The sequence below is a fragment of the Pseudomonas sp. HR1 genome (genome assembly GCF_030175875.1).
Lineage (GTDB): Bacteria > Pseudomonadota > Gammaproteobacteria > Pseudomonadales > Pseudomonadaceae > Chryseomonas > Chryseomonas oryzihabitans.
In genome coordinates, this window is record NZ_JASNRF010000004.1 from 492,139 (window position 1) to 517,102 (window position 24,964).

Below are 24,964 nucleotides of genomic sequence, written 5' to 3' on the forward strand. Positions count from 1 at the left end.
TAGATCGCCATGAGCCAACCGACGTCCCTCGACAATCGTCCTCAGCGTGTCCTCCAGGGCTATCTCGATGCCCTGCTGCTGGACGCGTTCCTGGAACTGCCGACTGCCGAAGCCACGCCTGTCGTGGCGCCGGTGGTGGTGCCGGCCGCGCCGATCGCCAGCGTGAGCGAAGACGAATTCGCCGCCGCGGTACGCGAAGAACTCGAGCGGGATGCCGCACGGCAGCCGCGGGTCGTGCCGCTGGCCGCCCGGCGTCCCGCGGTCGCCCTGGCCGAGCGCGTCCTGCCCGAGGTCCTGCTGCCTGCACCCCAGCCGCTGCTCGCGCCCGAAACCGATATCGAACTGGACTGGCGCGTCCCCGAACTGGCACCGGTCGCCGAGCCGGCCCGTCCGGCGGTGGAAGGCATCGCCGTGGGTACCCCGGTGACGCAGCCGGTGGCAGCGGCTGGCGTACCGCCCAGCGCCGTGCATCTCGACGGTCGCCCGGAGTGGGGTGAAGAGCCCTTCGAATGCCTGCTGTTCGACGTCGCCGGCCTGACCCTGGCCGCGCCCCTGGTGTGCCTGGGTTCCATCTATCCGCTGGCCGACGAAGAGTTGACGCCGCTGTTCGGTCAGCCAGACTGGTTCCTGGGCCTGCTACCCTGCCAGGCAGGTAATCTGCGTGTGCTCGACGCGGCGCGCTGGGTGATGCCCGAGCGTTACCGTGACGACTATCGCGAGGGGCTGAAATTCGTGATATCGCTGCAAGGTCTGGATTGGGGCCTGGCCGTGCACGGCGTCAGCCATTCGGTACGTCTGGATCCCGCCGAGGTCAAATGGCGGAACCAGCGCGCTACCCGGCCGTGGCTGGCCGGTACGGTGATCGATCAGATGTGTGCGCTGCTGGATGTGGCGGCGCTCGCTGAACAGGTGGTGGGTGGCCGTCGCTAGGGCTGCCCGCTGCAACTAACCGGCGGGTTCGCCCGCTTCGCCGCACGTGCGGTATTTGACGAGGCTAGGGAACATGAAAAAAACGTCCGCACAGGGTTCCGAAGATCCGGTCCTGCAATGGGTCACCTTCCGCCTGGATAACGAGACCTACGGCATCAACGTGATGCAGGTCCAGGAAGTCCTGCGCTACACCGAAATCGCTCCGGTCCCGGGTGCGCCGAGCTATGTGCTGGGCATCATCAACTTGCGTGGCAACGTGGTGACGGTGATCGACACCCGTCAGCGCTTCGGTCTGCTGCCCACCGAGGTCACCGACAACACCCGTATCGTCATCATCGAGGCCGACAAGCAGGTCGTTGGCATCCTGGTCGACAGCGTGGCCGAGGTGGTCTACCTGCGGCAGTCGGAGATCGAGACCGCACCGAACGTCGGCAATGACGAATCCGCCAAGTTCATCCAGGGTGTGTGCAACAAGAACGGCGAGCTGCTGATCCTGGTCGAGCTCGACAAGCTGATGACCGAAGAAGAGTGGTCGGAGCTGGAAAGCATCTGATGCTCGTCGGGCTGATCCTGCTCAGCGTCGCCCTGGGGCTGGCCTGTGCCGGCCTCGGCGGTTGCTGCTGGCTGCTCTGGCAACGCCAGCAGCAGCAGGCGGCCAAGCTGGCCGAGCGGGAGGCCCTGGTCGACAAGCGCATGCAGATCCTGCTCAAGCGCCTGGAAACCTACCAGGCCGGACAGGTACGCATGGGTGAACAGGTGCAGGGACTGGCCAAGGTGGTGGCGCCCTTGCCCGATCGGTTGACCCAGATCGAGCAGAGCGACCCTACCAGTCTGTCGTTTTCCCAGGCTGCGCGCCTGGTGGGACTGGGCGCCAGCGCCGACGATCTCACCCAGGCCTGTGGTCTGTCCCAGGCCGAAGCCGAGCTGGTGGCCCGGCTGCACCGACAGCGCCAGCAGCGTTCCGGCTAGGAGCCGCTGACGCCGCCTGCGCGGGATCGCCGCCTCAGCTGACGATCCAGCGGTAGAGCGCGATCACCACCAGCACCGCCAGCACTGGCTTGGCAATGCGATAGGCCTTGGGATGGCGCCGCTTGAATTTCTTCACGCCGCCACCGATACGATCCCCGAATCTCTTGCTGAAGGCATAGGCCTGGTTGATGCCGCCGACGCGTTCGCCTTCGACGTTCTGCGGCGCCGTGGCGCTGCCCAGGAAGCGGCTGACCGCCTGGTTGACGCGGGTCAGCAGGCGATTGCGCAGCGGCCGCTCGACGTCGCAGAAGAGGATGACCCGGGTCTGGTCGGTCTCGTTCTTCACCCAGTGCACATAGGTCTCGTCGAACATCACGTCCTCGCCGTCGCGCCAGGCATAGGGCTGGCCGTCGACATAGATGCGGCAGGCATCCGAGTTGGGCGTGGCCAGACCCAGGTGGTAGCGCAGCGAGCCGCCGAAGGGATCGCGATGGGGATTCAGCTGGCTGCCGCCCGGCAGCAGGGCGAACATGGCGCCCTTGACGTTGGGGATCTGCCGCACCAGCTCCACGGTGCGCGGGCAGAGGGTCTGGGCGGAGGGCAGCGGCTCGCCGTACCAGGTCAGGTAGAAGCGCTTCCAGCCCTTCTTGAAGAAGGAACCGAAGCCGGCGTCATTGTCCTTTTCCGCCGCGCGGATGTAGCCCTCGTCGAACAGTCGCAGGGCTTCGACGCGGATCTCCTGCCAGTTGTCCTTGAGCACATCCAGCTCGGGAAAGCGGCTGCGATCCAGATAGGGCTTGGACGGCACGCTGGAGAACAGGTACATCAGGGCGTTGTACGGCGCGAACACCGCCGAGTGGTTGACCAGCTGACGCAGGAAGGGCAGGCGAGCGCGTCCGCGAAGGTGAACGAAAAGCACGCTGGCGACGAAGAGCAGGACGATCGCTAAGGTAATCATGGGCGAATTGTGATCGGCAGCGCCCGAACCAGGGGCGGATAGGTCATGACCGCATTATTTCACCCCAGAGAAAGGCTTGCACTCGGTTCGTCGGCTGCGCAGGATGGACACCCTGGCGCGCGGCCGCTTCCGAGCTGCGCCCCCTTGGATGATCTAGACGAGTCGTATCGATGAGCATGTCCCTACGCGACCAGCTGCTGAAAGCCGGATTGGTCAATGAAAAGCAGGCCAAGCAGGCCGTCAAGCAGAAGCAGAAGCAGAACCGCATGGAGCATCGCGGGCAGGCGGAAAAGGATCGCTCCCAGGAGCTGGCCGTCCAGCAGGCCCAGGCGGAAAAACTGGCCAAGGACCAGGAGCTCAATCGCGCTCAGGAAGAGAAGAAGAAGCGCAAGGCCGAGCAGGCGCAGATCAAGCAGCTGATCGAAACCAGTCGCCTGCCCAAGCTGACCACCGAGGACTACTACAACTTCGTCGACGACAAGAAGGTCAAGCGCCTGTCGGTCAACGTCATGATGAGAGACAAGCTCAGCAAGGGCAGTCTGGCCATCGTGCGCTACGAAGGCCGCTACGAGGTGGTGCCCCGGGCTACCGCCGAACGCATCCAGGAGCGCGATCCCAAGCGGGTGGTGCTGCTCAACGTGCAGAGCGGCGAGCCGGATCCGGACGATCCCTACGCGGCCTACCAGGTGCCGGACGACCTGATGTGGTGAGTGGCCTGGTCAGGCCTTCTGCCTGACCAGCATGTAGATGCGGTAGACGGCGATGCTGGGGATCAGCTGCAGGAAGCCCGACAGGGTCTGCAGCACGATCTCCGGCACCGCGGCCTCGGCGAAATGCCGGGTGATCCAGGCGTCGAGCAGCCAGGCCGGCAGGACCGTGGCCAGGATGCACGCCAGCAGGGTGAAGAAATGCCCGCGGCTCAGCCGGAAGCTGCCGCGCAGGGCGTCCAGCGGCGCCCGTCCCTCCAGGACCAGCAGGTTCTCGGCAAAGGCCAGCTTGGCCATGATCAGAAAGCCCGGCACGATCAACAGCGAAAATCCCAGCATCACCAGCCCCGAGGTCACGGCGGCGAGGACGGCGAAGCGCGGCCAGAGCAGCAGGGCGGCGCCCCATACGCCGCTCAGGCGCGGGGTGTTGCCCTGGGTGCGCGCCTCCAGAAAGATCAGCAGTGCGGCGGTGTAGAGCGGATAGCAGAGCAGACTGACCAGCATGTCCCACAGGCCGCCGTTGGCGCCGAAGCGCTCCAGCACCTGATAGCGCAGCAGGGCTTCGAGCAGCAGCCAGGGCAGGGTGAGGACGGCCAGGGGGCGCAGATTGCGGGCAAAGAAGGACAGCGAGTCGCGCAGGATATCGACAGGGTTCATGCAACGCTTCCAGACGGGCAGGGGGGCAGTCTAGCAGGGCGACCCGCTCGCTCGCAGGCGTTCGAGCATGGCCGCGGTGGAGGTGACGGTGGCGTACTCGCCGTGCAGGTTGGCCATGGCCATCGCATGGACCTCCTCGGCACTGCGGGGCCGCCCGGCGAAGTCGGTTTTGGCAAAGGTGTAGCAGGCGTCTTCGGCGACCCAGGTGGTGAAGTCCAGATTGCCGGCGCTGCGGGCCGTGGACTCCACCGAATTCTCGCTGGCCACGCCGCAGATCAGCAGCGACGCGATGCCGCGCTGATGCAGCCAGCGCTCCAGCCCGCTGTTGGCGAAGGCGTCGGGGACCTGCTTGTCGAACACCGGCTCGCCGGGCAGGGGCGCCAGGGCCGGCTGGAATTCCACGCCGGGCTGCCCTGGCCAGAACACCGAACGCGGATCGCGCGACAGGTGCCGGACATGCAGCAGGGGCGCGTGGGCCTGGCGCCAGGCCGCCAGCAGCTCGGCCAGGCGCTGCTCGGCTTCGGGGTGGTTGCGTGGGCCCAGGTGCGGGGCGCGGATGCCCTGTTGCTGGTCGATCAGGATGAGCAGGGGCGGCATGCGCAGGCCTCGCGGGCAAAGACTCAGACTCCCGCAGCGCCGGCCGGTTGTCCAGTCCTGGACGCCCAGCCGGAACTCCCTGGCAGGGCGGCTCTTCAGATGGGAAGGGCGCCAGTGGACCTCTGGCTGAACCTGTGCTGAATGCCGTGCGAACGCAACTTGAAAAGCCACCGCTGCGCCTTTATCTGGCATAACAGTGCGCAGCCTTGCGCCTTTCGACATCCAGGCCGTTCCCCGGGGAAGGCCGCCAGTAGACCGTCTGCGGGAGGGTCATCATGCAACGCGAAGAAAGCCAGCTGATCGAAGGTCTGTTCGACCGTCTCAAAACCACGGAAGCCCAGACCGCGCCCCGTGACCGGGAAGCCGAGGCGCTGATCCAGCAGCGCCTGCGCGAGCAGCCCGCGGCGCCCTATTACATGGCCCAGGCGATGCTGATCCAGGAAGCCGCCATCAAGCGGCTGGACCAGCGCGTCCGGGAACTGGAAAGCCAGATGGCCCAGGTCCAGCAGAATCGCCCAAGCAGCGGTGGCTTCCTGTCCAGCCTCTTCGGTGGCGGTAGCAGCCAGCCAGCGGGCGGTCAGGCAGCGGCCAACGCGGCGCCGTCGCGTGGCTGGAATGATCCGGGTCCGGCGGCGTCGCGGCCTGCCAATCCGGGGTATGCCCAGCCCAATCCCGGCTATGCCCAGCCCGCGCCCGGCTATGGCGCACCCCAGGCCGCGCCCTCGCGCATGGGCGGTTTCATGGGCGGTGCGCTGCAGACGGCGGCCGGGGTAGCCGGTGGCGTGCTGGCGGCTCAGGCGATTTCGGGCCTGTTCCACCATTCGCAACCCGAGGAGATCGTCAACGTCATCAATGAGACCCCGGCTGCCGACCAGGGCCTGGCCGATGCCGGCTCCCAGGGAGGCTGGGCGGACAATGCCAGCTACGACAATGGCGGCGGATTCCAGGACGCCGGTGGCTATCAGGATAACGGGGGCTTCCAGGACGCCGCCGACTATGGCGATACCGGCGGCGGTGGCGGCTTCTTCGACGACAGTGGCGACGACGACTCCTTCATCTGACGGGGCGTCGCTCCGCCAGCCCTGGTGCCGTGAGGCGCCGGGGCTTTTTTCTGCGCGCCGTCAGCCCGGCAGGAGCGGCAGGGGGCGCTCGAAGGGCGTCGACAGCACCACCACGGTACGGCTCATGCCGAACTGGTTCAGCTGATCGATGAGGCTTTCCAGTTCGCCCATGTCGCGCACGGCGACGCGCAGCATCAGGCAGTCTTCACCCGTGACCCGGTGGCAGGCGAGCAGCTGGGGCAGGGCCTCCAGCTTCTTCAATACCGGACCCTGACTGGTGCTGTGCAGACGCAGGGAGATCAGGCATTCGGTGCCGTAGCCCAGGGCGCGGCGATCGATACGGGCGCCATAGCCGGTGATGATCCCGGCGTCTTCCAGCTTGGCGATGCGCTCGGCGATGGCTGGCGCGGAGAGTCCCAGCCGGCGACCCAGGTCCGCGTAGCTGGCGCGGCCCTCCACCAGCAGCAGATCGATAAGACGACGATCGATATGGTCCATGTCCGTTCCCCTGCCTTCGAATCGAAGGTCTTTGCTCCTAAAGTCTGCTGAATCAAAGCCTGATCGGCCCTTTATCCCCTGACTGTATCTTAGCCGTCCCGTCGTGCGCTCCTACAATGGCTGCCTGACTCCTCAGGAATCCCTCGCGCATGGACACCTCCGCCTCGCCCTGCCTCGTGCCGCGCCTACCTCGCTGGCTGCCCCTGCTGGCGGCCTTTTTCGCGCTCTATGTGGTCTGGGGTTCCACCTATCTGGTGATCCGCATCGGCGTGGCCCACTGGCCACCGCTGCTGATGGCGGGGCTGAGGTTCCTGATCGCCGGAAGCCTGCTGCTGGGCTGGCTGCGCCTGCGCGGAACCCCCTGGCCGACGGCGCGCGAGACCGCCGCGGCCGCGGTGATCGGCATCCTGCTGCTGGGTATCGGCAACGGCGGCGTGACCCTCGCCGAGCACTGGGGCGTGACCTCCGGCATCGCGGCCTTGTCGATCGCCACGGTGCCGCTGTTCACCCTGCTGTTCGGCCTGCTCTGGGGACAGCGCAATACCCTGCTGGAATGGGCCGGCATCGCCCTAGGTCTGTTGGGGATAGCCCTGCTCAACCTGGGCGATACCATGAGCGCCACGCCCCTGGGTGCGGCGGTGATCCTGCTCGCCGCGGCGGCTTGGGCCTTCGGCTCGATCTGGAGTCGCTACCTGCCGTTGCCGCGCGGAGCCATGGCCAGCGCCGTGGAGATGCTGGTGGCCGGTGCGGCGCTGCTCGGCGCCAGCTACCTCAGCGGTGAGCGCCTGCAGCACTGGCCGGCCCTGGGCGGCTGGCTGGCGCTGGGCTATCTGGTGGTCTTTGGTTCCCTGATCGCCTTCAGCGCCTATCTCTATCTGCTGGGGCGGGTACGACCGGCGGCCGCTACCAGCTATGCCTACGTCAATCCGGTGGTGGCGGTGCTGCTGGGCACCCTGTTCGTCGGTGAACGGATCGGGCCGGCGGAGATGCTGGCCATGCTGGTCATCGTCGGCGCCGTGGTGCTGATTGGGCTGCCGCAGTGGCGACGGCGCTGAGAGCCTGATCAAAGTCTGCTGCGCGTCGGCCAAACTGCGTTGAAAATGGCCTGGAAGGCCAGCCCCGTCGGAATGCTCATTTACCGCTCGTAAACTCCGCTTCCTCAGCCATTTTCGCCTTGCTTGGCTCTAGCTCGCGAGACGTTGAACAGGCTCGGAGGGCAGGCTAGGCTGGCGCGTCATCCAAGCGGAGTCCGCCATGAGCCAAGCAGTCACCCCCGCCTTTGCCGAAGAGCCGCTGGAGGCCAACGAGATCCGCGTTCTCGGCAGCCTCATCGAAAAGCAGCTGACCACGCCGGAAAGCTATCCCCTGACCCTCAATGCGCTGGTGCTGGCCTGCAACCAGAAGACCAGTCGCGAGCCGGTGCTCAATCTGACCCCGGGCGAGGTGGGACAGGGGCTGCGGCGCCTGGAAGAACGCGGTCTGGCGCGCCTGGTGATGGGTAGTCGGGCGGATCGCTGGGAACAGCGGCTGGACAAGGCCCTGGAGCTTCCGCCACCCCAGTGGGTGCTCTGCGCGCTGCTGTTCCTGCGCGGACCCCAGACCCTGGGGGAATTGCTGGCCCGCAGCGGCCGGATGCATGCCTTCGACGACACCGAGCAGGTGCGTCACCACCTGGAGCGGTTGATCGCCCGTGGCCTGGCCACCGGTCTGGGGCGGCAACCCGGCCAGCGCGAAGAGCGCTATCTGCATCTATTCGGCAACGCCGCGGAACGCGATGCCCAGGTCGCGCAACTGGGTAGCGCCGCCGAAGCCGGTGCGCCCGCGGGTGGACGCGAAGGACGGCTGGAGGCGCTGGAAGCCCGGCTCGCCGCGCTCGAAGAGCGGCTGGCGCGCCTGGAGGAAGGCGCTCAGCGCGGATAGAGCGGCGGCAGGGTGTCGTGCACGGCCGCGGGCGTCAGCGGCGGCAGGGCATTGATCGCCTGCCACAGCGTCTCGCCCTGCCAGCGCTGACCGGCTTCGCTGTAGAGCGCGCCGTTGAGGTCATCGAGGGCCGCGGCCAGGGGTTCGAAGCGCGCGCCCATGGCCGCCAGGGTCTCCGGCTGCTGTCGCGCCCAGGCGTCCAGGGCGTGACGGGTCGCGTGGGGGTCGTTGCTCTGGCAGGCGCGGCGCAGCTCTTCGCGCTGCAGGCGGCTGTCGAGATCGGGCACCGTCGGCAGGACCGCCGGCTGCCGGCGGGCACGCCACCAGAGGCCGAAGCCGAGCAGGGTGGTCAGGGCGAAAAAGGCCGTGGCCAGCTGCCAGCGCCAGAGGCCACGGTCATTGCCGCTTATCTTGGCCGCGGCGGTCGCCACCGGCTGCAGCGTCGGATCCTCGGCGACCACCAGGGTCTGGGCGGGCAGGGTGGCGCGTTCGAGGGTGTCGGTCTCGGTGTTCCACCAGACCACCTCCACTGGCGGCAGGACCTTGTCCCCCGTGGAGGTGGGAATCAGGGCGACACGCTCTTCGCGTTGCCCGACCAGCCCACGCGCCTGGGTCTGCATGGACAGCCGCGGCTGTTCGGCATAGCGCTTCACCCCCTCGGTCTCGGGCAGCACCAGTGGGGGCAGCTGGCCAGGCGCCAGGCCTTCGGCACGCACCTGCAGGGTGCGGGTCAGGGCACTGCCTTCGCGAGCCTCTGCCGGTGCGGGATTCCATTGCTGCGTCAGGGTCAGGTTGCGCGCCGGCACCCAGGGCGTCTGTGGCGGATAGCTGGCGGGCTGTGGCAGGACGTCCAGGGTCAGGGCCGGCGTGCGCAGCTGGATCGGCTGGCCGGCCCTGGAGCTGTCGTCGAGACCGCCGGCCAGGGTGGCGCTGAAGGTCTGGGGCGGCAATACCAGGGTGCCGCTCTGCAACGGATGGATGGCGTAGCGCCACTCGATCACGCCATGGCGTACGCCCTCGACGTCACGCTCGTAGACCTGCGGCGTACCGAGCAGATCCACCCGGGCCTCGCTGGGATTGGGCGGGGTGAGCACATGATCGTCATAGAGCGCCACGGCGTGGTAGAGGCGAATGGTCAGGATGGTTTCCGCCTGCACATAGAGCCGGGTGCGCTCCACCGAGGCTTCCAGATAGACCGGCTCACGGGCCTGGCGTTTGGCGGCGCTGGCCTCCACGGTGACGGTCAGCGGCTGGCTGCGGGCGCCGTCGAGGGTCAGGGCGGGAATGGTCAGGGCACCGCTGGCCTTGGGTTGCAGGGTGACGTTCCAGCGGGTGGTCACCCGCTCGCCGGGCGGCAGGCTGTTCTGGCGGACCCCGAGCACCCGGAAGTCCTGCTCCAGCGGGCCGAGATCGGGCTTGCCGAACTGCGCGGGATCGGTGGTCTCGAGAATGAGTTCGAGCGTCTCGTTCTGGCTGAGCTGAGTGCGCTCCAGGCGGGCGCTGAGGTCCGCCGCCTGCACCAGGGGCGCGAGCAGCGCGAGGGGCAGCAGCAAGGGATAGGCCTTCATTGCAGCGCGTTCTCCTCGCGTTGTTGTTGCTGGTACCAGAACTTGCGGCGCAGCAGCTCGGCCGGGTTGTCGGGAATCTCGCGCAGCCACTGTTCGGCCGCCTGACGCTGTTCCTCCGCCAGGGGATCTTCGGCGTAGGACGGACTGACGAGCCAGTCCGCGCCGGCCTGGGCCTGCTGCTGCGGGCTGGCCGCAGCGGCCGCGGTGGACGGCGGGGTACTGCTGCTGGCCGGCTCGTCCGCCTGGGCGCTGCTCTGACTGGCGCTTTGGTCCTGGCGACTGCGGGCGGCGGCCTCGGCCTGGGCCGCGGCGCGCTGGGCGAGCAGGCGTTCGAGGCGGTTGCGATTGCGCAGGGCGGGGGTGAGATCCGGACGCAGCACCAGCGCCGCCCGGTAGGCGCGCAGGGCCTCGTCCAGGCGTCCGGCCATGGCCAGGGCATTGCCGCGATTGTAGTGGCCGTCCGCCGAGGGATCCCGGGCGAAGGCCGCGGCGGCGCCGCTGAAGTCGCCGGCGCGATAGAGCGCCACGCCGCGCCAGCGCTCGTCGGTAAAGAGGTCGGCGGCCGCGCCAGCCTGGTCGTCGGCCAGCAGCTGCAGGGCCTGCTGGTCGCGGCGCAGCCAGAGATCGTCCCAGCTGCCAGCCTGCGCCGGAGGCGGCGTCAGCAAGAGGCAGAAGGGCAGGCACAGCAGCCAGCCGCGGCGTGCGCCACAGGCGACCAGGACCAGCAGGGGCAGGAGCAGCAGGTAACCCTGGTCGCGCCAGTCGGAAGGTCCCTGACCCTCGCTGGCCCGCACATCGTCGGGTCGCTCCAGCAGACCGAGGCGACGCAGGTCGCTGTCATCACGTTGCAGGCGCTGATAGCGGCCACCCAGCTCGCGGGCGACGTCCTGCAGGCGGCCTTCGGCCAGGCGGGCGATGCGGATGCCGCCGGCGGCGTCGCTCAGGTAGTTGCCGGTCTCGGCGGCCACCGGGGCACCCTGGGGCGTACCCGGGCCGAGGATCGCCAGCTGGCGCAGCCGACCCTGCAGCTGGCGCTCGAGGCCCAGCCGCTCGCGGTCGTCCAGGTCGCTGGCGATGAGCAGCAGCCGGGCGCTGGCGCTGGGCGCCGGGCCGAGCAGCTCCAGGGCCTGGGCGATACCCAGGTCGGCGCGCTGGCCGGGCACCGGCATGATCGACGGCCGCAACGCCTTGAGCAGGTTGTCCATGGTCGGCAGGTCGTCGGTCAGGGGCACCAGGGTATGGGCGCTGCCGGCATAGACGACGATGGCGGTCTCGCCGTCCTGGCGCGCCTTGAGCAGGTCCTGCAGCTTGCGCTGCACGGCCAGCAGGCGATTGGGGGTGACGTCGGTGGCGAGCAGATCGGGCGTCAGCGCCAAGACCACCACCAGCGGATCGTTGCGCCGAAAGTTCTGCGCTTCGCCCTGCTGCCAGCTGGGACCGGCCAGGGCCAGACAGGCCAGCACCCCGGCCAGCCCCAGCAGCACCAGCCCGAGGGGCGAGCGCTGGCGATCGCTGTCGCTGAGCAGCCAGGGTTGCAGCGCCGGGGGCAGCAGCGCCTGCCAGCGCCCGTGGCGATGCCGGCGCCGACGCAGCGAGCCGATCACCAGGGCGACCGGCACCAGGGCCAGCAGCCACCAGGGACGCAGGAGCAGCGGCAGCCAGTCGCTCATCGGACCTTGCCTCCACGCTGCCAGCGCGGCGGCCACGGCAGGCGGCCAAGCGCCAGGGCCAAGCCGAGCAGCAGTGCCCCGGCCAGCGGCCAGGCATAGAGTTCGCGGGTGGGGCGGGCCTGGTCCGGTTGCTGGCGGATGGGTTCGAGACGATCGAGCTGGCGCGACACGGCGGCCAGCTCGGTGCTGGACCTCACCCGGAAATAGGCGCCGTTGGTGACCTCGGCGAGGTGGCGCAGCATGGGTTCGTCGAGATCGCTGGGCGTCGCGCCGGCGCCCAGGGTGTCCGGGTCGGCGCCGATACCCAGGGTATAGACGCGGACCCGCTCGCTGGCCGCCAGGTTGGCCGCCACCTCGGGCGTCACCACGCCGCCGTTGCTGGCGCCGTCGGTGACCAGAATCAGAGTGCGACTGTTGTCCGGGCGCTTGCGCAGGTGCTTGACCGCCAGACCCACGGCGTCGCCCACCGCGGTGTTGCGCCCGGCCAGGCCGATCTGGGCTTCTTCCAGGAGCGCATGCACGGTGCGCCGGTCGGCGGTCAGCGGTGCCTGCAGATAGGCCTGGGAACCGAACAGGATCAGGCCGACGCGATCGCCCTGGCGACTGTCGATGAAGCGGCCGAGCAATTGCTTGACCAGGCTCAGGCGACTGACGTTCTCGTCGCCCAGTTGCATGTCCGGGGTGTCCATCGAGCCGGAGACATCCACCGCCAGCAGCAGATCGCGCCCGCTCACGTCCAGCGGCTGGGGTGGCCCCACCCATTGCGGACGCGCCGCGGCGGCCAGGATCAGCAGCCAGCCCAGCAGAAAGGGCAGCAGGCGGCGGGCGCCGCTCAGGCCGCCGGTGTGGCGAGTGCGTCCACCCAGGTGTTCGAGTTCAGCGAGGAATTCCACCCGCAGGGCCGCCTGGCCGCTGTCGGCCGCCGGCAGGAGCATGCGCAGCGCCCAGGGCAGTGGCAGCAGCAGCCATAACCAGGGCCAGGCGAATTCAAACATGCTTGCGGATCCAGGTGGCGACGGCGTCCTGCAGGCCGTCGATGGCGCGGTCATCCAGCCGGCAATCCGGGCGATAGCCGCCGTCGACCAGGATCATGTAGCGCGTCAGGCCGGCCGCCGGACAGCGCGAATCGAGAAAGGCCAGCCAGTCGCGGCCGCTCAGGGTCTGGCTGAGCTGATCCGGATAGCTGGCGCGGCAGAGGCGCTTGAGCAGGGCGTTCAGCGCCTGCAACCAGGGTCCGGCCGGCGCGCCATAGGGGCGCGGCAGGCGGGCCAGTTCGGCCAGGGCGGTGGTGCGCAGATCCTCTTCGGTGGTCGCCTCGGCGAGGGGCGCGCTGACCAGCGGCCGCCGGCCATGGCGATGGCGCAGAAAGAAGCCCAGCGCCACCACTACCAGCAGCAACAGCCACCAGCCCGGCGCCGGTGGCCAGAGGGTCGGCTCCGGCGGCAACCGCAGCGGCTCCAGATTCGGCAGGCCGGGGGTCACGAGGTGTACCCCGGACGGTGCTGGCGCAGGAGGTGCCGCAATTGCTCGACCAGATCGTCCGCCGTGGACAGCGGCAGCAGCGGAATGCCCAGGCGCAGGCTGAGTTCGGTCCAGCGCTCGCGGCGCTGCGCGGCCTGTTCGGCATAGCCCTGGCGCACGTCGGCGCGGTCGGTGTCCAGTTCCACTTCCGCCGGACCGCTGGTGAAGCGCAGCAGGCCGGCCTGGGGCAATTCGTGATCCAGCGGATCGGAAAGCGGCAGCAGGACCAGGTCGCTGTGCCGCGAAAGCAGCGTGAGGTGCTGCTCGGTGGCCACGTCCAGACTGCGCTCGTCGCAGATCACCAGGGCCAGGCTGCCGGGACGCAGCACCTCGCGGGCGCGGCGCAGGACCTGATTGAAGGTGATGCGTGGCACCTGGGCCAGGGCCGGATCCTGCAGCGCCCGATTGGCGTTGATCAGGTGATCGAAGAAACGCAGCAGATTCTGCTTGCTGCGCCTTGGCCGTACCTCGTGCAGGCGTTCGCCGCCAAAGATCATGCCGCCGATGCGGTCGTTGTGCTCCAGCACCGCCCAGCCGATCAGCGCGGCCAGGCGCCCGGCCAGCACCGACTTGAATTGCTGGCGGGTGCCGAAGAAGGTGCGCGGACTCTGCTCCAGCAGGAGATAGACCGGTCGCTCGCGTTCTTCGTGGAACAGCTTGGTATGGGGCTCGCGGGTGCGGGCGGTGACACGCCAGTCGATGGCGCGCACGTCATCGCCGGGCTGGTAGGCGCGCACCTGGTCGAAGTCCACGCCGCGCCCGCGCAGGCGCGAGTGGTGCAGGCCGATCAGCGGACTGCGCCGTCCGGCGGCGGAAAACAGCTGCACCTCGACCACCCGGTGGCGCATCTCGATGAGCTCGGCCAGGCCCAGGGTCACGCCGTTGCGCTCGGCCATCTCAGGCCACGGCCACCAGATCGAGGATGCGCTGCACCACCCGGTCGTGGTCGATGCCGGCGGCTTCCGCCTCGAAGGACAGGATGATGCGGTGGCGCAGGACGTCGAAGACCACCGCCTGGATGTCCTCCGGACTGACGAAATCCCGCCCGGCCAGCCAGGCGTGGGCGCGGGCGCAGCGATCCAGGGCGATGGAGCCGCGCGGACTGGCGCCGTAGGTGATCCAGTGCGCCAGGTCCTGGTCGAAGCGCCCCGGGGTGCGGGTCGCCATGATCAGCTGGACCAGGTATTCCTCCACGGCGTCGGCCATGTACAGCCCGAGTACTTCGCGGCGGGCCGCGTTGATGGCCGCCTGGGTGACCCGCTCGGTCGGCAAGGTCTCGCCGTCCAGGGCTTCGCCACGGGCTTGGGCGAGGATGCGCCGCTCCACCGAGGCGTCGGGGTAGCCGATCTTTACGTGCATCAGGAAGCGGTCGAGCTGGGCCTCGGGCAGGGGATAGGTGCCTTCCTGCTCGATGGGATTCTGGGTGGCCATCACCAGGAAGAGGTCGGGCAGGGCATAGGAGGTGCGACCGATGCTCACCTGGCGTTCGGCCATGGCTTCCAGCAGCGCGGATTGCACCTTGGCCGGCGCCCGGTTGATCTCGTCGGCCAGCACCAGGTTGTGGAAGATCGGTCCCTGCTGGAAGGAGAAGGTCGCCGTGTCGGGACGATAGATCTCGGTGCCGGTGATGTCGGCCGGCAGCAGGTCGGGGGTGAACTGGATGCGGTGGAAATCCGCTTCCAGGCCTTCCGCCAGGTCCTTGATGGCCTTGGTCTTGGCCAGCCCGGGGGCGCCTTCCACCAGCAGGTGACCGTCCGCCAGCACCGCGATGAGCAGGCGCTCCACCAGGGTTTCCTGGCCAAGGATCTGGCTGGTGAGGTAGGTGCGAAGCACCTGCAGAGCGTCACGGTGAGCCATGGGGCATCCTGAATACGGCGCTGGAGCGGTCGAGGGTGCTGGATTTTACTGCAAGCGGCGGCTGCCGCCCATGCCTGCGCTGACGTCGCATCCAGAGCAGTCCTTGACGAAATTTTGACGAGCTCCTGCTCAGGCTGGGCGCTGGTCGGCGCGGCGGAGGTCTCGCTTCGCCCACGTCGCGCAGGCCAGGACTGGCGCGATCGCGCCGGATGGTTAAACTCCCACGCCTGCCGACCGCGCCCGAGGCCTCTGCGTGGCCGATCCCGAGCCGCTGGCCACGCGCCGCGAATCCCTGCTGCTTTTGACAAGGTGTTTTCATGTCGCAAACGGAAGTCCCCCACACCCCGCGCGCCGCTGGCATCCGCCCGCTGCCGACGCTGGGCAGCCACCTCAGCTTCGTGCTGGGTTGCGCCCTGGCGCTGATGGTCATGTTCACCCTGCTGCGCCTGGCGCTGCTGGGCTACAACACCGATCTGATCGGCGACTCGCCCTTCGCCACCTTTGCCGAGGCCTTCTTCAACGGCGCTCGCTTCGACCTGCGCCTGGTGGTCTATATCTGCGTGCCCTCGCTGCTCTGCCTGCTCAGCGTCAGAGCCATGGCCGCCCGCCGCCTGCAGGCCGGCTGGTTCACCCTGGCCGCCAGCCTCTGCCTGCTGCTGGGCGTCGGCGAGCTGAACTTCTACCGTGAATTCCACCAGCGCCTGAACAGCCTGGTGTTCCAGTACATGCAGGAAGACCTGCACACCGTCACCAGCATGATCTGGAACGGCTTCCCGGTGCTGCGGCTGCTCCTGGCCTGGGCCGTGGCGACCCTGCTGCTGGGCCTGGTGTTCTTTGGCGTGGAGCGAGCCACCCGCCGGTATGCCGCGGCGCGACCGGCCGCCTGGTATCGCCGGGGCGCGGTGTTTCTGCTCTGCCTGGTGGTGGCCGTCATCGCTGCCCGCGGCACCCTGAGATCCGGGCCGCCGCTGCGCTGGGGCGACGCCTACACCACCGATTCCATGTTCGCCAACCACCTCGGTCTGAACGGCACCCTGACCCTGATCAATGCCGCCGAGAACAGCTTCTCCGACCATCGCGACAACAGCTGGAAGGCCACCATGCCGGCCGCCGACGCCCTGGCGGTCACCCGGCAACTGCTGCTGACCCCGCGTGACGAGCTGATCGACGCCGACAAGGCCGCCATCCGCCGGATCTACACCCCGCCCACCGACGGCCAGTTGCCCAAGGTGCGCAACGTCGTGGTGATCCTCATGGAAAGCATGGCCGGTCGCTATATCGGCGCCCTCGGCAACGAAGACGGCATCACCCCGAACTTCGACGCCCTGGCCAAGCAGGGCACGCTGTTCACCCGCTTCTTCTCCAACGGCACCCATACCCACCAGGGCATGTTCGCCACCATGGCCTGCTTCCCCAACCTGCCGGCCTTCGAGTACCTGATGCGCATGCCCGAGGGCGCGCACCAGTTCTCCGGTCTGCCGCAACTGCTCAGCACCCGCGGCTTCGACGACGTCTACGTCTACAACGGCAACTTCCAGTGGGACAACCAGTCCGGCTTCTTCAGCAACCAGGGCATGACCCGCTTCGTCGGCCGCGAGGACTTCGTGAATCCGGTGTTCATGGATCCGACCTGGGGCGTTTCCGACCAGGACATGTTCGACCGCTCGGTGCAGGAGTTGGACAAGCTGGCCAAGGCGCCGGACGGCAAGCCCTTCTATGCGCTGCTGCAGACCCTGTCCAACCACACCCCCTATGCGCTGCCCAAGGACCTGCCGGTCACCCCGGTCACCGGTCACGGCTCGCTCGACGAACACCTCACCGCCATGCGCTACGCCGACTGGTCGCTGGGTCAGTTCTTCGCCAAGGTCAAGAACGAGCCCTGGTACCAGGACACCCTGTTCGTCATCGTCGGTGACCACGGCTTCGGCAACAACGAGCAGATCACCGAGATGGACCTGTCGCGCTTCAACGTACCGCTCCTGCTGATCGGTCCGGGCGTGCAGGAAACCTTTGGCGCCCGTCGTGACACCGTGGGTAGCCAGATCGACGTGGTGCCCACGGTGCTGGCCCGCTTCGGCAAGCCGACCCAGCACCAGTGCTGGGGCCGTGATCTGCTGGGTTTGCCCCAGGGCGATCCGGGCGTGGCGGTGATCAAGCCGTCGGGCAGCGACCAGACCGTGGCCCTGGTCACGGGCGATCGCATCCTGGTCAAGCCGCGCGACCGCGACGCCGTGCTCTATCGCTATCACCTGGGCACCCAGGCCGGTGGCGAGGTGCTCAAGGGCGACGCCAGCGCGCCCGAGCTGCAGAAGCGCCTGGAGGCCTTCATCCAGACCGCGACCGCCAGCCTGCTGGGTAATACCACCGGCATGACTGACAGCAAGGCCGCCGAGGCTCAGCGGCAGTAGTCTCGTCGCCCATGAAAAAGGCCGCCCGAGGGCGGCCTTTCTTTTTTGCCGGCAGCGATCAGGCCGCGATGACCACGTCTTCGGCCTGCAGGCCCTTGTCGCGCTGGATCACCGAGAATTCCACGCGCTGGCCTTCCATCAGCACCCGATGACCTTCGCCACGGATCGCGCGGAAGTGCACGAAGATGTCGTCGCCGGTGTCGCGGGAGATGAAGCCGAAGCCCTTGGAGGTGTTGAACCACTTCACCGTGCCGCGCTCGCGGTCATCGGCCAGCGGACGGGCCGGAGCGGCGGCGGCAGGGGCGGGACGCATGGCCTGACGCGGACGAACCTCGCTGTCGGCCACCGCGGCGTTGCCCGCCGGGGCACGAAACTTTTCCGGCAGGCTGGCCAGGGCGGCGACCAGGGTCAGCCCCAGCGGCAGCAATTCGGCCGGCAGGCCGCCGATCTGCTCGAGGGGCGCCAGCAGGATAAAGGTCTGGGCCACCACGGCGATCACCAGCAGGGCGCTGGCGAGTTTCTGGGCACCGCTGCTGCGGCTGCGGGAGAAAGGCGTGAAGAGGAGGGTGGCAAGACCCAGCAGGGCCAGATGGATGGACTCGGGTTGATCGAAGGACGAGGTGTCGGACTGCAGTCCGGGAATTGCCGATAACAGGAGCGCGGCAGCGCCCACCACGACATGGACAGTAGATAACGTGTTCAATGTGAAATCACCTTGGGATAGAGAACACGGGTCTGCCGAAACTGCCGGAGCGGTGCCCGACAGCGGAGTGACCCGGCGCGAAAAGCGCGTCCTTATTTAACCCAAAAGGTGAGGGCCGCTCAATCGTGGCACCGTCGCGGGCCGCGGCCCGCGACGGCAGCCGGAGCTAGGCGGCGAGCAGGCTGCGCAGCATCCAGGCGGTCTTCTCGTGGGTCTGCATGCGCTGGGTCAGCAGATCGGCGGTGGGCTCGTCGCTGACCTTGTCCAGCAACGGGAAGATGCCCCGCGCGGTGCGCACCACGGCTTCCTGACCCTGCACCAGCAGGCGGATCATGTCCTGGGCGTCCGGCACCCCTTCCTCTTCCTTGATGCTCGACAGGCGGGCATAGGCGGCGTAGGTACCCGGCGCCGGGAAGCCCAGGGCGCGGATGCGCTCGGCGATGTCGTCCACCGCCACGGCCAGCTCGGTGTACTGGGTCTCGAACATCAGGTGCAGGGTGTTGAACATCGGCCCGGTCACGTTCCAGTGGAAGTTGTGGGTCTTCAGATACAGGGTGTAGGTGTCGGCCAGGAGGCGCGACAGGCCCTCGGCGATCTGGGCACGATCCTGTTCGGCGATTCCGATGTTGATTTCCATGCTGACGGCTCCTGTGCGTCGGTTGCGAAGGGCTCCGAGGCTATCACAGAACCGCTGGCCGTTTAGCCAGTGTTCGCACGTCGAGCTGCGTGCCCGGCTACGGTAAAATCGTGACGGATGATATAGAATCTCCCGTTCAGTCGAGCGCCCGGTCTTGCCGGCCCGGCGCCTCCACGCATTCAGCCTGTTCTAGAGAAGCGAAACCACGACCATGATGCGCAGCCACTATTGCGGCCAGTTGAACGAGAGCCTGGACGGCCAGGAAATCACCCTCTGCGGTTGGGTCCACCGCCGCCGTGACCACGGCGGGGTCATCTTCCTCGACATCCGCGATCGCGAAGGCCTGGCCCAGGTGGTGTTCGATCCGGATCGCGCCGAAACCTTCGCCAAGGCCGACCGCGTGCGCAGCGAGTATGTCGTCAAGCTCACCGGCAAGGTGCGCCTGCGTCCCGAAGGCGCGCGCAACGCCAACATGGCCTCCGGCGCCATCGAGGTGCTGGGCTACGAGCTGGAAGTGCTCAACGAGGCGGAAACCCCGCCGTTCCCGCTCAACGAATACACCGATGTCGGCGAAGAGACCCGCCTGCGCTATCGCTTCATCGATCTGCGCCGTCCGGAGATGGCCGAGAAGCTGAAGCTGCGTTCGCGCATCACCTCCAGCATCCGCCGCTACCTGGACGAGAACGGTTTCCTCGACGTGGAAACCCCGATCCTGACCCGGGCCACTCCCGAGGGTGCCCGCGACTACCTGGTGCCCAGCCGCACCCACCCCGGCAGCTTCTTCGCCCTGCCGCAGTCGCCCCAGCTGTTCAAGCAGTTGCTGATGGTCGCCGGCTTCGATCGCTACTACCAGATCGCCAAGTGCTTCCGCGACGAAGACCTGCGGGCCGACCGCCAGCCGGAATTCACTCAGATCGACATCGAGACCAGCTTCCTCGATGAAAAAGACATCATGGACATCACCGAGACCATGGTGCGCAACCTGTTCAAGGAAGTCCTGGACGTCGAGTTCGGCGAGCTGCCGCACATGACCCTGGCCGAGGCCATGCGTCGCTTCGGTTCCGACAAGCCGGACCTGCGCATCCCGCTGGAACTGGTGGACGTGGAAGACCAGCTCAAGGACGTCGACTTCAAGGTCTTCGCCGGTCCGGCCAACGATCCCAAGTGCCGCGTCGCCGCCCTGCGCGTACCGGGCGGGGCGAGCATGCCGCGCAAGCAGATCGACGACTACACCAAATTCGTCGGCATCTACGGTGCCAAGGGCCTGGCCTACATCAAGGTCAACGAGCGCGCCGCCGGCGTCGAGGGCCTGCAGTCGCCCATCGTCAAGAACATCCCCCTGGACAACATCAACGTCATCCTCGACCGCGTCGGCGCGGTGGATGGCGACATCGTGTTCTTTGGCGCGGACAAGACCAAGATCGTTTCCGAGGCCCTGGGCGCGCTGCGCATCAAGCTCGGTCACGACCTCAATCTGCTGACCTGCCAGTGGGCGCCGCTGTGGGTGGTCGACTTCCCGATGTTCGAGGAAAACGACGATGGCAGCCTGACCGCCATGCACCACCCCTTCACCTCGCCCAAGTGCGGCCCGGACGAGCTCAAGGCCAACCCGGGTGCGGCGCTGTCGCGCGCCTACGACATGGTGCTCAACGGCACCGAGCTGGGCGGCGGTTCCATCCGCATCCACGACAAGAAGATGCAGCAGGCGGTGTTCGAGGTGCTGGGGATCAGCGCTGAGGAACAGGAAGAGAAGTTCGGCTTCCTGCTGGACGCCCTGAAGTTCGGCGCTCCGCCCCATGGCGGCCTGGCCTTCGGCCTGGATCGCCTGGTGATGCTGATGACCGGCGCCTCGTCCATTCGTGAAGTCATCGCCTTCCCGAAGACCCAGAGCGCCGCCGACGTCATGACCCAGGCGCCCGGCGCCGTCGACGCCAAGGCGTTGCGCGAGCTGCACATCCGCCTGCGCGAGCAGCCCAAGGCGGAATAAGCCTTATCGGAGGAGGGCGCCCGGACGGGTGCCCGCCGTTTCCCTTTTCAGTGCGCCGCGGTCATCGCCGCGGCGCCGTCTTCGTCAAGACATTGGAGTAGCTTATGGCCGGTCATTCCAAATGGGCCAACATCAAGCATCGCAAAGAGCGTCAGGATGCCAAGAAGGGCAAGATCTTCACCAAGATCATCCGTGAGCTGACCGTGGCCGCGCGCCAGGGTGGCGGCGTTCCGGCCGACAACCCCCGCCTGCGCCTGGCGGTGGACAAGGCGCTGACCGCCAACATGACCCGCGACACCATCGACCGGGCCATCGCCCGGGGCGTGGGCGCCGGCGAAGGCGAGAACGTCGAGGAACTGACCTATGAAGGCTACGCCCCGAGCGGTGTCGCCATCATCGTCGAGGCCATGACCGACAACCGCAACCGCACTGCGGCCGAAGTCCGCCACGCCTTCAACAAGTGCGGTGGCAACCTGGGCACCGACGGTTCGGTGGCCTATCTGTTCGAGCGCAAGGGCCAGATCAGCTACGCCTCCGGCCTGGACGAGGACGCCCTGATGGAAGCCGCCCTGGAAGCGGGTGCCGACGACGTGGTCGCCAACGACGATGGCTCCATCGACGTCTTCACCAGCTTTGCCGACTTCATCGCCGTCAACGAAGCCCTGACCGCCGCCGGCTACAAGGCCGACGAAGCCGAGGTGACCATGATCCCCTCGACCTCCGCGACCCTGGATCTGGAAACCGCGCAGAAGGTGCTCAAGCTGATCGACATGCTCGAAGACCTGGACGACGTGCAGAACGTCTACTCCAACGCCGACATCCCCGAGGATGTCATGGCGCAGCTCGGCTGATGTCCCTCTACGAGCGCCTGCCGCCCGATGCGCCCGGCACCCTGGTGCTGGGCATCGACCCGGGTTCGCGGCTGACCGGCTTTGGCGTGGTGCGCGACACCGGACGCGGCTGCGAGTACGTCGCCTCCGGCTGCATCCGGACCGGTAACGGTCCGTTGCCGGAGCGGCTGCAGATCGTCTACCGCGGCGTGCGCGACGTCATCGCCCAGTACGGACCGGTCACCATGGGCATCGAGCAGGTGTTCATGGCGCGCAACGCCGATTCGGCGCTCAAGCTGGGTCAGGCCCGGGGAGCGGCCATCGTCGCCGGCGCCGAAGGTGGTCTGGAGATTTCCGAATACACCGCGAGCCAGGTCAAGCAGGCCGTGGTCGGCAACGGTGGGGCGGACAAGCAGCAGGTGATGCTGATGGTCATGCACCTGCTGCGCCTGACCGAGAAACCCCAGATCGACGCCTCCGACGCCCTGGCCATCGCCCTGTGCCATGCCCACACCCGGCAGAGCCTGGTTCCCCATGGCCTGCTGGCGACCCGCCGCCGTGGCGGTCGCCTGCGTCTCTAGCGCCATCCGCTCTCTCATCTCGCTCCAACGTTAGGAAGGTATCCCAGTGATCGGTCGTCTACGTGGCACCCTGGCGGAAAAGCAGCCGCCCCATCTCCTGCTCGACGTGGGCGGAGTCGGCTACGAGGTCGAAGTGCCCATGACGACCCTTTATCGGCTGCCGGCCCAGGGCGAAGTCGTCACATTGCATACCCACCTCGTGGTACGGGAAGATGCGCACCTGCTCTATGGGTTCGGGGAAAAACGCGAGCGAGAGCTGTTTCGCGAGTTGATCCGACTCAATGGTGTCGGCCCCAAGCTGGCCCTGGCGTTGATGTCCAGTCTCGAGGTGGATGAATTGGTTCGCTGTGTGCAAGCCCAGGACACGGCCGCCCTGGTCAAGGTGCCCGGGGTGGGCAAGAAGACCGCCGAGCGTCTGCTGGTCGAGCTCAAGGACAGATTCAAGGCCTGGGAAAATCTGCCCGCCATCGCCCCCCTGGTCCTGCCGAACCAGGCCGCCGTCGCGGCCAGCGCCGAGGCCGACGCGGTCAGCGCCCTGGTCGCCCTGGGCTTCAAGCCCCAGGAAGCCAGCCGCGCCGTCGCCGCCGTGGAAGGGGAAGACCTTTCCAGCGAGGAACTCATCCGTCGCGCCCTGAAGGGCATGGTCTGATCCCATGATAGAAACCGATCGTCTCATCTCGGCCGGCGGTCGCGACCGCGAAGAAGTCCAGGATCGCGCCATTCGCCCGGTGCGGCTGGCGGACTACATCGGTCAGCCGGTGGTGCGCGACCAGATGGGCCTGTTCATCCAGGCGGCCAAGGGCAGGGGCGAGGCCCTCGACCACACCCTGATCTTTGGTCCGCCCGGTCTGGGCAAGACCACCCTGGCCAACATCATCGCCCAGGAAATGCGGGTGTCCCTGAAGAGCACCTCCGGTCCGGTACTGGAACGCCCGGGCGATCTCGCCGCGCTGCTGACCAACCTGGAAGCCGGCGATGTGCTCTTCATCGACGAGATCCATCGCCTCTCGCCCATCGTCGAGGAGGTCCTCTATCCGGCGATGGAGGACTACCAGCTCGACATCATGATCGGCGAAGGGCCGGCGGCGCGCTCCATCAAGCTGGATCTGCCGCCCTTCACCCTGGTCGGCGCGACCACCCGTGCCGGCATGCTGACCAATCCGCTGCGCGACCGCTTCGGGATCGTCCAGCGCCTGGAGTTCTACGGCACCGCGGACCTGGCCACCATCGTCACCCGCTCCGCCGGCATCCTCGGCCTCGCCATCGAAGCCGAGGGCGCGATGGAAATCGCCCGCCGCGCACGGGGCACGCCGCGGATCGCCAATCGCCTGCTGCGGCGGGTGCGCGACTTCGCCGAGGTGCGTGGGCAGGGCCATATCAGCCACGACATCGCCAGTCGCGCCCTCGACCTGCTGGACGTGGATGCCCAGGGCTTCGATCACCAGGATCGCCGGCTGCTGCTGACCATGATCGACAAGTTCGACGGCGGTCCGGTGGGTGTGGACAGCCTGGCGGCGGCCATCAGCGAAGAGCGTCACACCATCGAAGACGTGCTGGAACCCTATTTGATCCAGCAAGGCTATATCATGCGCACGCCGCGCGGGCGGGTGGTGACCCGGCATGCCTATCTGCACTTCGGACTCAACCTGCCGACGCGTCTGGCCCAGGGCGGTACGCCCGATCTGTTCGAGGTCAATGGTAACTAAATGCAGTTGCGAACATTTCTGATTGGCAACGGCGAGGCTAGGTTCTAGAGTATGCACGCGCAATCGCGGAGCCCGTCGCCGTCCGTCCTCAGGTGTCGTGTCTACTACGAAGATACCGATGCCGGCGGCATCGTCTATTACGTCAACTACCTCAAGTTCATGGAACGCGCCCGCACCGAGCGACTGCGCGCGCTGGGCTATGCCCAGTCCGAACTCGCCCGGGACGGTCTGCTCTTCGTCGTCCACAGCAGCGAAGCGCGCTACCATGCGCCCGCGCGGCTGGATGACGAGTTGCTGATCGGTGCCGAGGTGGTCGAAGCGAAGCGCGCCAGCCTCAGGTTTCACCAGGAGGTCCGGCGTGCTAAGGACGATGTCCTGCTCTGCGAAGGGTGGGTAACGGTCGCCTGCGTGCGTGCTGACAGCTTCAGGCCGAGGGCCATGCCCGAAGCCATGCGAACGGTTCTTGCCGGAAGTCCGGCGTCAATTCAATCAGGAGATTAAGCGTGCAACCCAACGTCGACCATACGTCCATGTGGAGCCTCATCGCCAACGCCAGTCTGGTGGTGCAACTGGTGATGCTCATCCTGGTCGCAGCCTCTGTCACGTCCTGGATCATGATCATCCAGCGTGGCAACGCCATGCGCGCCGCCAAGCGTTCCCTGGATGCCTTCGAAGAGAAATTCTGGTCGGGCATCGATCTGTCCAAGCTGTACCGCCAGGCTGGCAGCAACCCCGATCCGGATTCCGGCGTCGAGCAGATCTTCCGCGCCGGTTTCAAGGAATTCTCCCGTCTGCGTCAGCAGCCCGGCGTGGATCCCGATGCGGTCATGGAAGGTGTCTCCCGCGCCATGCGCGTGGCCATCTCCCGCGAGGAAGAAAAGCTCGAACAGGCCCTGCCGTTCCTGGCCACCGTCGGCTCCACCAGCCCCTACGTGGGTCTGTTCGGTACCGTCTGGGGCATCATGAACTCCTTCCGCGGCCTGTCCACCGCCCAGCAGGCGACCCTGGCCACCGTGGCACCCGGCATCGCCGAAGCCCTGATCGCTACCGCCATCGGTCTGTTCGCCGCCATTCCTGCCGTCGTGGCCTACAACCGTTTCGCCGCCCGCTCGGAAATGCTGATCAACCGCTACTACACCTTTGCGGATGAATTCCAGGCCATCCTGCACCGCAAAGTCCACACCAGCGACGAATAAAGA

General features: G+C 67.4%; 27 protein-coding genes and 1 pseudogene. 15 read left to right on the forward strand and 13 right to left on the reverse strand.

The window, feature by feature from the left end; genetic code table 11:
- The first annotated feature begins 9 nt into the window (after positions 1–9).
- The 3 genes from QKY98_RS17595 to QKY98_RS17605 all read left to right on the forward strand — a co-directional run bounded on the left by QKY98_RS17595 (position 10) and on the right by QKY98_RS17605 (position 1,899).
- Positions 10–930: a chemotaxis protein CheW gene (locus QKY98_RS17595; protein WP_027601695.1), complete on the forward strand. Its 921-nt coding sequence runs from the start codon at positions 10–12 to the stop codon at positions 928–930.
- Between the two features lie 73 nt (positions 931–1,003).
- Positions 1,004–1,483 carry a chemotaxis protein CheW gene (locus tag QKY98_RS17600; protein WP_007160357.1) on the forward strand — a complete coding sequence of 160 codons (480 nt, stop codon included), beginning with the start codon at positions 1,004–1,006 and terminating at the stop codon, positions 1,481–1,483.
- Positions 1,483–1,899 carry a DUF2802 domain-containing protein gene (locus QKY98_RS17605; protein ID WP_007160356.1) on the forward strand — a complete coding sequence of 139 codons (417 nt, stop codon included), beginning with the start codon at positions 1,483–1,485 and terminating at the stop codon, positions 1,897–1,899. The genes QKY98_RS17600 and QKY98_RS17605 overlap by 1 nt, the downstream gene beginning before the upstream one ends.
- Before the next feature lie 34 nt (positions 1,900–1,933).
- On the opposite strand, the gene QKY98_RS17610 is transcribed toward QKY98_RS17605, so the two are convergent.
- Positions 1,934–2,857, reverse strand: a complete 924-nt coding sequence (locus QKY98_RS17610) for an aspartyl/asparaginyl beta-hydroxylase domain-containing protein (RefSeq protein WP_284671324.1) — start codon at positions 2,855–2,857, stop codon at positions 1,934–1,936.
- Between the two features lie 170 nt (positions 2,858–3,027).
- On the opposite strand from QKY98_RS17610, the gene QKY98_RS17615 reads away from it, so the two are divergent.
- Complete coding sequence (locus tag QKY98_RS17615) at positions 3,028–3,567, forward strand: DUF2058 domain-containing protein (protein WP_007160354.1); 540 nt, start codon at positions 3,028–3,030, stop codon at positions 3,565–3,567.
- Positions 3,568–3,576: 9 nt separating this feature from the next.
- Here QKY98_RS17615 and QKY98_RS17620 read toward each other — a convergent pair whose 3' ends face one another.
- Together QKY98_RS17620 and QKY98_RS17625 are read right to left on the reverse strand one after the other, a co-directional pair.
- Complete coding sequence (locus tag QKY98_RS17620; protein WP_027597960.1) at positions 3,577–4,221, reverse strand: YciC family protein; 645 nt, start codon at positions 4,219–4,221, stop codon at positions 3,577–3,579.
- Positions 4,222–4,251: 30 nt separating this feature from the next.
- Positions 4,252–4,818, reverse strand: a complete 567-nt coding sequence (locus QKY98_RS17625; protein WP_042133016.1) for a cysteine hydrolase family protein — start codon at positions 4,816–4,818, stop codon at positions 4,252–4,254.
- A gap of 275 nt (positions 4,819–5,093) precedes the next feature.
- Between QKY98_RS17625 and QKY98_RS17630 the strand changes: the two genes are divergently transcribed.
- Positions 5,094–5,879: a DUF2076 domain-containing protein gene (locus tag QKY98_RS17630; protein ID WP_027597958.1), complete on the forward strand. Its 786-nt coding sequence runs from the start codon at positions 5,094–5,096 to the stop codon at positions 5,877–5,879.
- 60 nt (positions 5,880–5,939) lie between these two features.
- Here QKY98_RS17630 and QKY98_RS17635 read toward each other — a convergent pair whose 3' ends face one another.
- On the reverse strand, positions 5,940–6,377 hold the full coding sequence (locus QKY98_RS17635) for an Lrp/AsnC family transcriptional regulator (protein ID WP_042133020.1): 438 nt from the start codon (positions 6,375–6,377) through the stop codon (positions 5,940–5,942).
- Positions 6,378–6,526: 149 nt separating this feature from the next.
- Here QKY98_RS17635 and yedA point away from each other — a divergent pair, with 149 nt between their 5' ends.
- Both yedA and QKY98_RS17645 read left to right on the forward strand, forming a co-directional pair.
- Positions 6,527–7,432, forward strand: coding sequence for a drug/metabolite exporter YedA (gene yedA, locus QKY98_RS17640; RefSeq protein ID WP_284671325.1), 906 nt, complete (start codon positions 6,527–6,529; stop codon positions 7,430–7,432).
- A 199-nt stretch (positions 7,433–7,631) separates the two neighbouring features.
- On the forward strand, positions 7,632–8,297 hold the full coding sequence (locus QKY98_RS17645) for a YceH family protein (protein ID WP_108581155.1): 666 nt from the start codon (positions 7,632–7,634) through the stop codon (positions 8,295–8,297).
- On the opposite strand, the gene QKY98_RS17650 is transcribed toward QKY98_RS17645, so the two are convergent.
- The 6 genes from QKY98_RS17650 to QKY98_RS17675 are packed head-to-tail and all read right to left on the reverse strand — an operon-like array spanning position 8,285 to position 14,913.
- On the reverse strand, positions 8,285–9,865 hold the full coding sequence (locus QKY98_RS17650; protein WP_007160347.1) for a BatD family protein: 1,581 nt from the start codon (positions 9,863–9,865) through the stop codon (positions 8,285–8,287). The two genes, QKY98_RS17645 and QKY98_RS17650, sit on opposite strands and share 13 nt — an antisense overlap.
- Positions 9,862–11,535 carry a tetratricopeptide repeat protein gene (locus QKY98_RS17655; RefSeq protein ID WP_284671326.1) on the reverse strand — a complete coding sequence of 558 codons (1,674 nt, stop codon included), beginning with the start codon at positions 11,533–11,535 and terminating at the stop codon, positions 9,862–9,864. The genes QKY98_RS17650 and QKY98_RS17655 overlap by 4 nt, the downstream gene beginning before the upstream one ends.
- The gene (locus QKY98_RS17660; protein ID WP_284671327.1) at positions 11,532–12,530 is read right to left on the reverse strand and encodes a VWA domain-containing protein; all 999 of its coding nucleotides are present in this window, start codon (positions 12,528–12,530) and stop codon (positions 11,532–11,534) included. The genes QKY98_RS17655 and QKY98_RS17660 overlap by 4 nt, the downstream gene beginning before the upstream one ends.
- Positions 12,523–13,017, reverse strand: coding sequence for a DUF4381 domain-containing protein (locus tag QKY98_RS17665; RefSeq protein WP_007160344.1), 495 nt, complete (start codon positions 13,015–13,017; stop codon positions 12,523–12,525). The genes QKY98_RS17660 and QKY98_RS17665 overlap by 8 nt, the downstream gene beginning before the upstream one ends.
- A complete protein-coding gene (locus QKY98_RS17670) occupies positions 13,014–13,952 on the reverse strand; it encodes a DUF58 domain-containing protein (RefSeq protein ID WP_007160343.1) in 939 nt (312 codons plus the stop codon). The genes QKY98_RS17665 and QKY98_RS17670 overlap by 4 nt, the downstream gene beginning before the upstream one ends.
- A gap of 1 nt (position 13,953) precedes the next feature.
- Positions 13,954–14,913, reverse strand: coding sequence for an AAA family ATPase (locus QKY98_RS17675; protein WP_007160342.1), 960 nt, complete (start codon positions 14,911–14,913; stop codon positions 13,954–13,956).
- Positions 14,914–15,230: 317 nt separating this feature from the next.
- Between QKY98_RS17675 and QKY98_RS17680 the strand changes: the two genes are divergently transcribed.
- Positions 15,231–17,321 carry an LTA synthase family protein gene (locus QKY98_RS17680; protein ID WP_144959440.1) on the forward strand — a complete coding sequence of 697 codons (2,091 nt, stop codon included), beginning with the start codon at positions 15,231–15,233 and terminating at the stop codon, positions 17,319–17,321.
- A 58-nt stretch (positions 17,322–17,379) separates the two neighbouring features.
- Here QKY98_RS17680 and QKY98_RS17685 read toward each other — a convergent pair whose 3' ends face one another.
- The 3 genes and pseudogenes from QKY98_RS17685 to QKY98_RS17695 form a co-directional block, all read right to left on the reverse strand.
- Positions 17,380–17,634: a cold shock domain-containing protein gene (locus QKY98_RS17685; protein WP_181902067.1), complete on the reverse strand. Its 255-nt coding sequence runs from the start codon at positions 17,632–17,634 to the stop codon at positions 17,380–17,382.
- An 81-nt stretch (positions 17,635–17,715) separates the two neighbouring features.
- Positions 17,716–18,024, reverse strand: a pseudogene (locus QKY98_RS17690) (cold shock domain-containing protein membrane protein); the annotation flags it as partial.
- A 166-nt stretch (positions 18,025–18,190) separates the two neighbouring features.
- Positions 18,191–18,661, reverse strand: coding sequence for a Dps family protein (locus tag QKY98_RS17695; RefSeq protein WP_007160339.1), 471 nt, complete (start codon positions 18,659–18,661; stop codon positions 18,191–18,193).
- A gap of 211 nt (positions 18,662–18,872) precedes the next feature.
- Between QKY98_RS17695 and aspS the strand changes: the two genes are divergently transcribed.
- The 7 genes from aspS (at position 18,873) to tolQ (ending at position 24,961) form a co-directional block, all read left to right on the forward strand.
- On the forward strand, positions 18,873–20,648 hold the full coding sequence (gene aspS, locus QKY98_RS17700) for an aspartate--tRNA ligase (protein WP_042133032.1): 1,776 nt from the start codon (positions 18,873–18,875) through the stop codon (positions 20,646–20,648).
- Between the two features lie 104 nt (positions 20,649–20,752).
- Complete coding sequence (locus QKY98_RS17705; protein WP_284671328.1) at positions 20,753–21,499, forward strand: YebC/PmpR family DNA-binding transcriptional regulator; 747 nt, start codon at positions 20,753–20,755, stop codon at positions 21,497–21,499.
- Positions 21,499–22,059 carry a crossover junction endodeoxyribonuclease RuvC gene (gene ruvC, locus QKY98_RS17710; RefSeq protein WP_007160336.1) on the forward strand — a complete coding sequence of 187 codons (561 nt, stop codon included), beginning with the start codon at positions 21,499–21,501 and terminating at the stop codon, positions 22,057–22,059. The genes QKY98_RS17705 and ruvC overlap by 1 nt, the downstream gene beginning before the upstream one ends.
- 46 nt (positions 22,060–22,105) lie before the next feature.
- Positions 22,106–22,708: a Holliday junction branch migration protein RuvA gene (ruvA, locus tag QKY98_RS17715; RefSeq protein ID WP_007160335.1), complete on the forward strand. Its 603-nt coding sequence runs from the start codon at positions 22,106–22,108 to the stop codon at positions 22,706–22,708.
- A 4-nt stretch (positions 22,709–22,712) separates the two neighbouring features.
- On the forward strand, positions 22,713–23,765 hold the full coding sequence (ruvB, locus tag QKY98_RS17720; RefSeq protein WP_007160334.1) for a Holliday junction branch migration DNA helicase RuvB: 1,053 nt from the start codon (positions 22,713–22,715) through the stop codon (positions 23,763–23,765).
- Between the two features lie 51 nt (positions 23,766–23,816).
- Positions 23,817–24,266 (forward strand): tol-pal system-associated acyl-CoA thioesterase, encoded by a 450-nt coding sequence (gene ybgC / locus QKY98_RS17725; RefSeq protein ID WP_027601708.1) that lies wholly within the window; start codon positions 23,817–23,819, stop codon positions 24,264–24,266.
- Between the two features lie 2 nt (positions 24,267–24,268).
- A complete protein-coding gene (gene tolQ / locus QKY98_RS17730) occupies positions 24,269–24,961 on the forward strand; it encodes a protein TolQ (RefSeq protein WP_007160332.1) in 693 nt (230 codons plus the stop codon).
- Positions 24,962–24,964 lie beyond the last annotated feature (3 nt).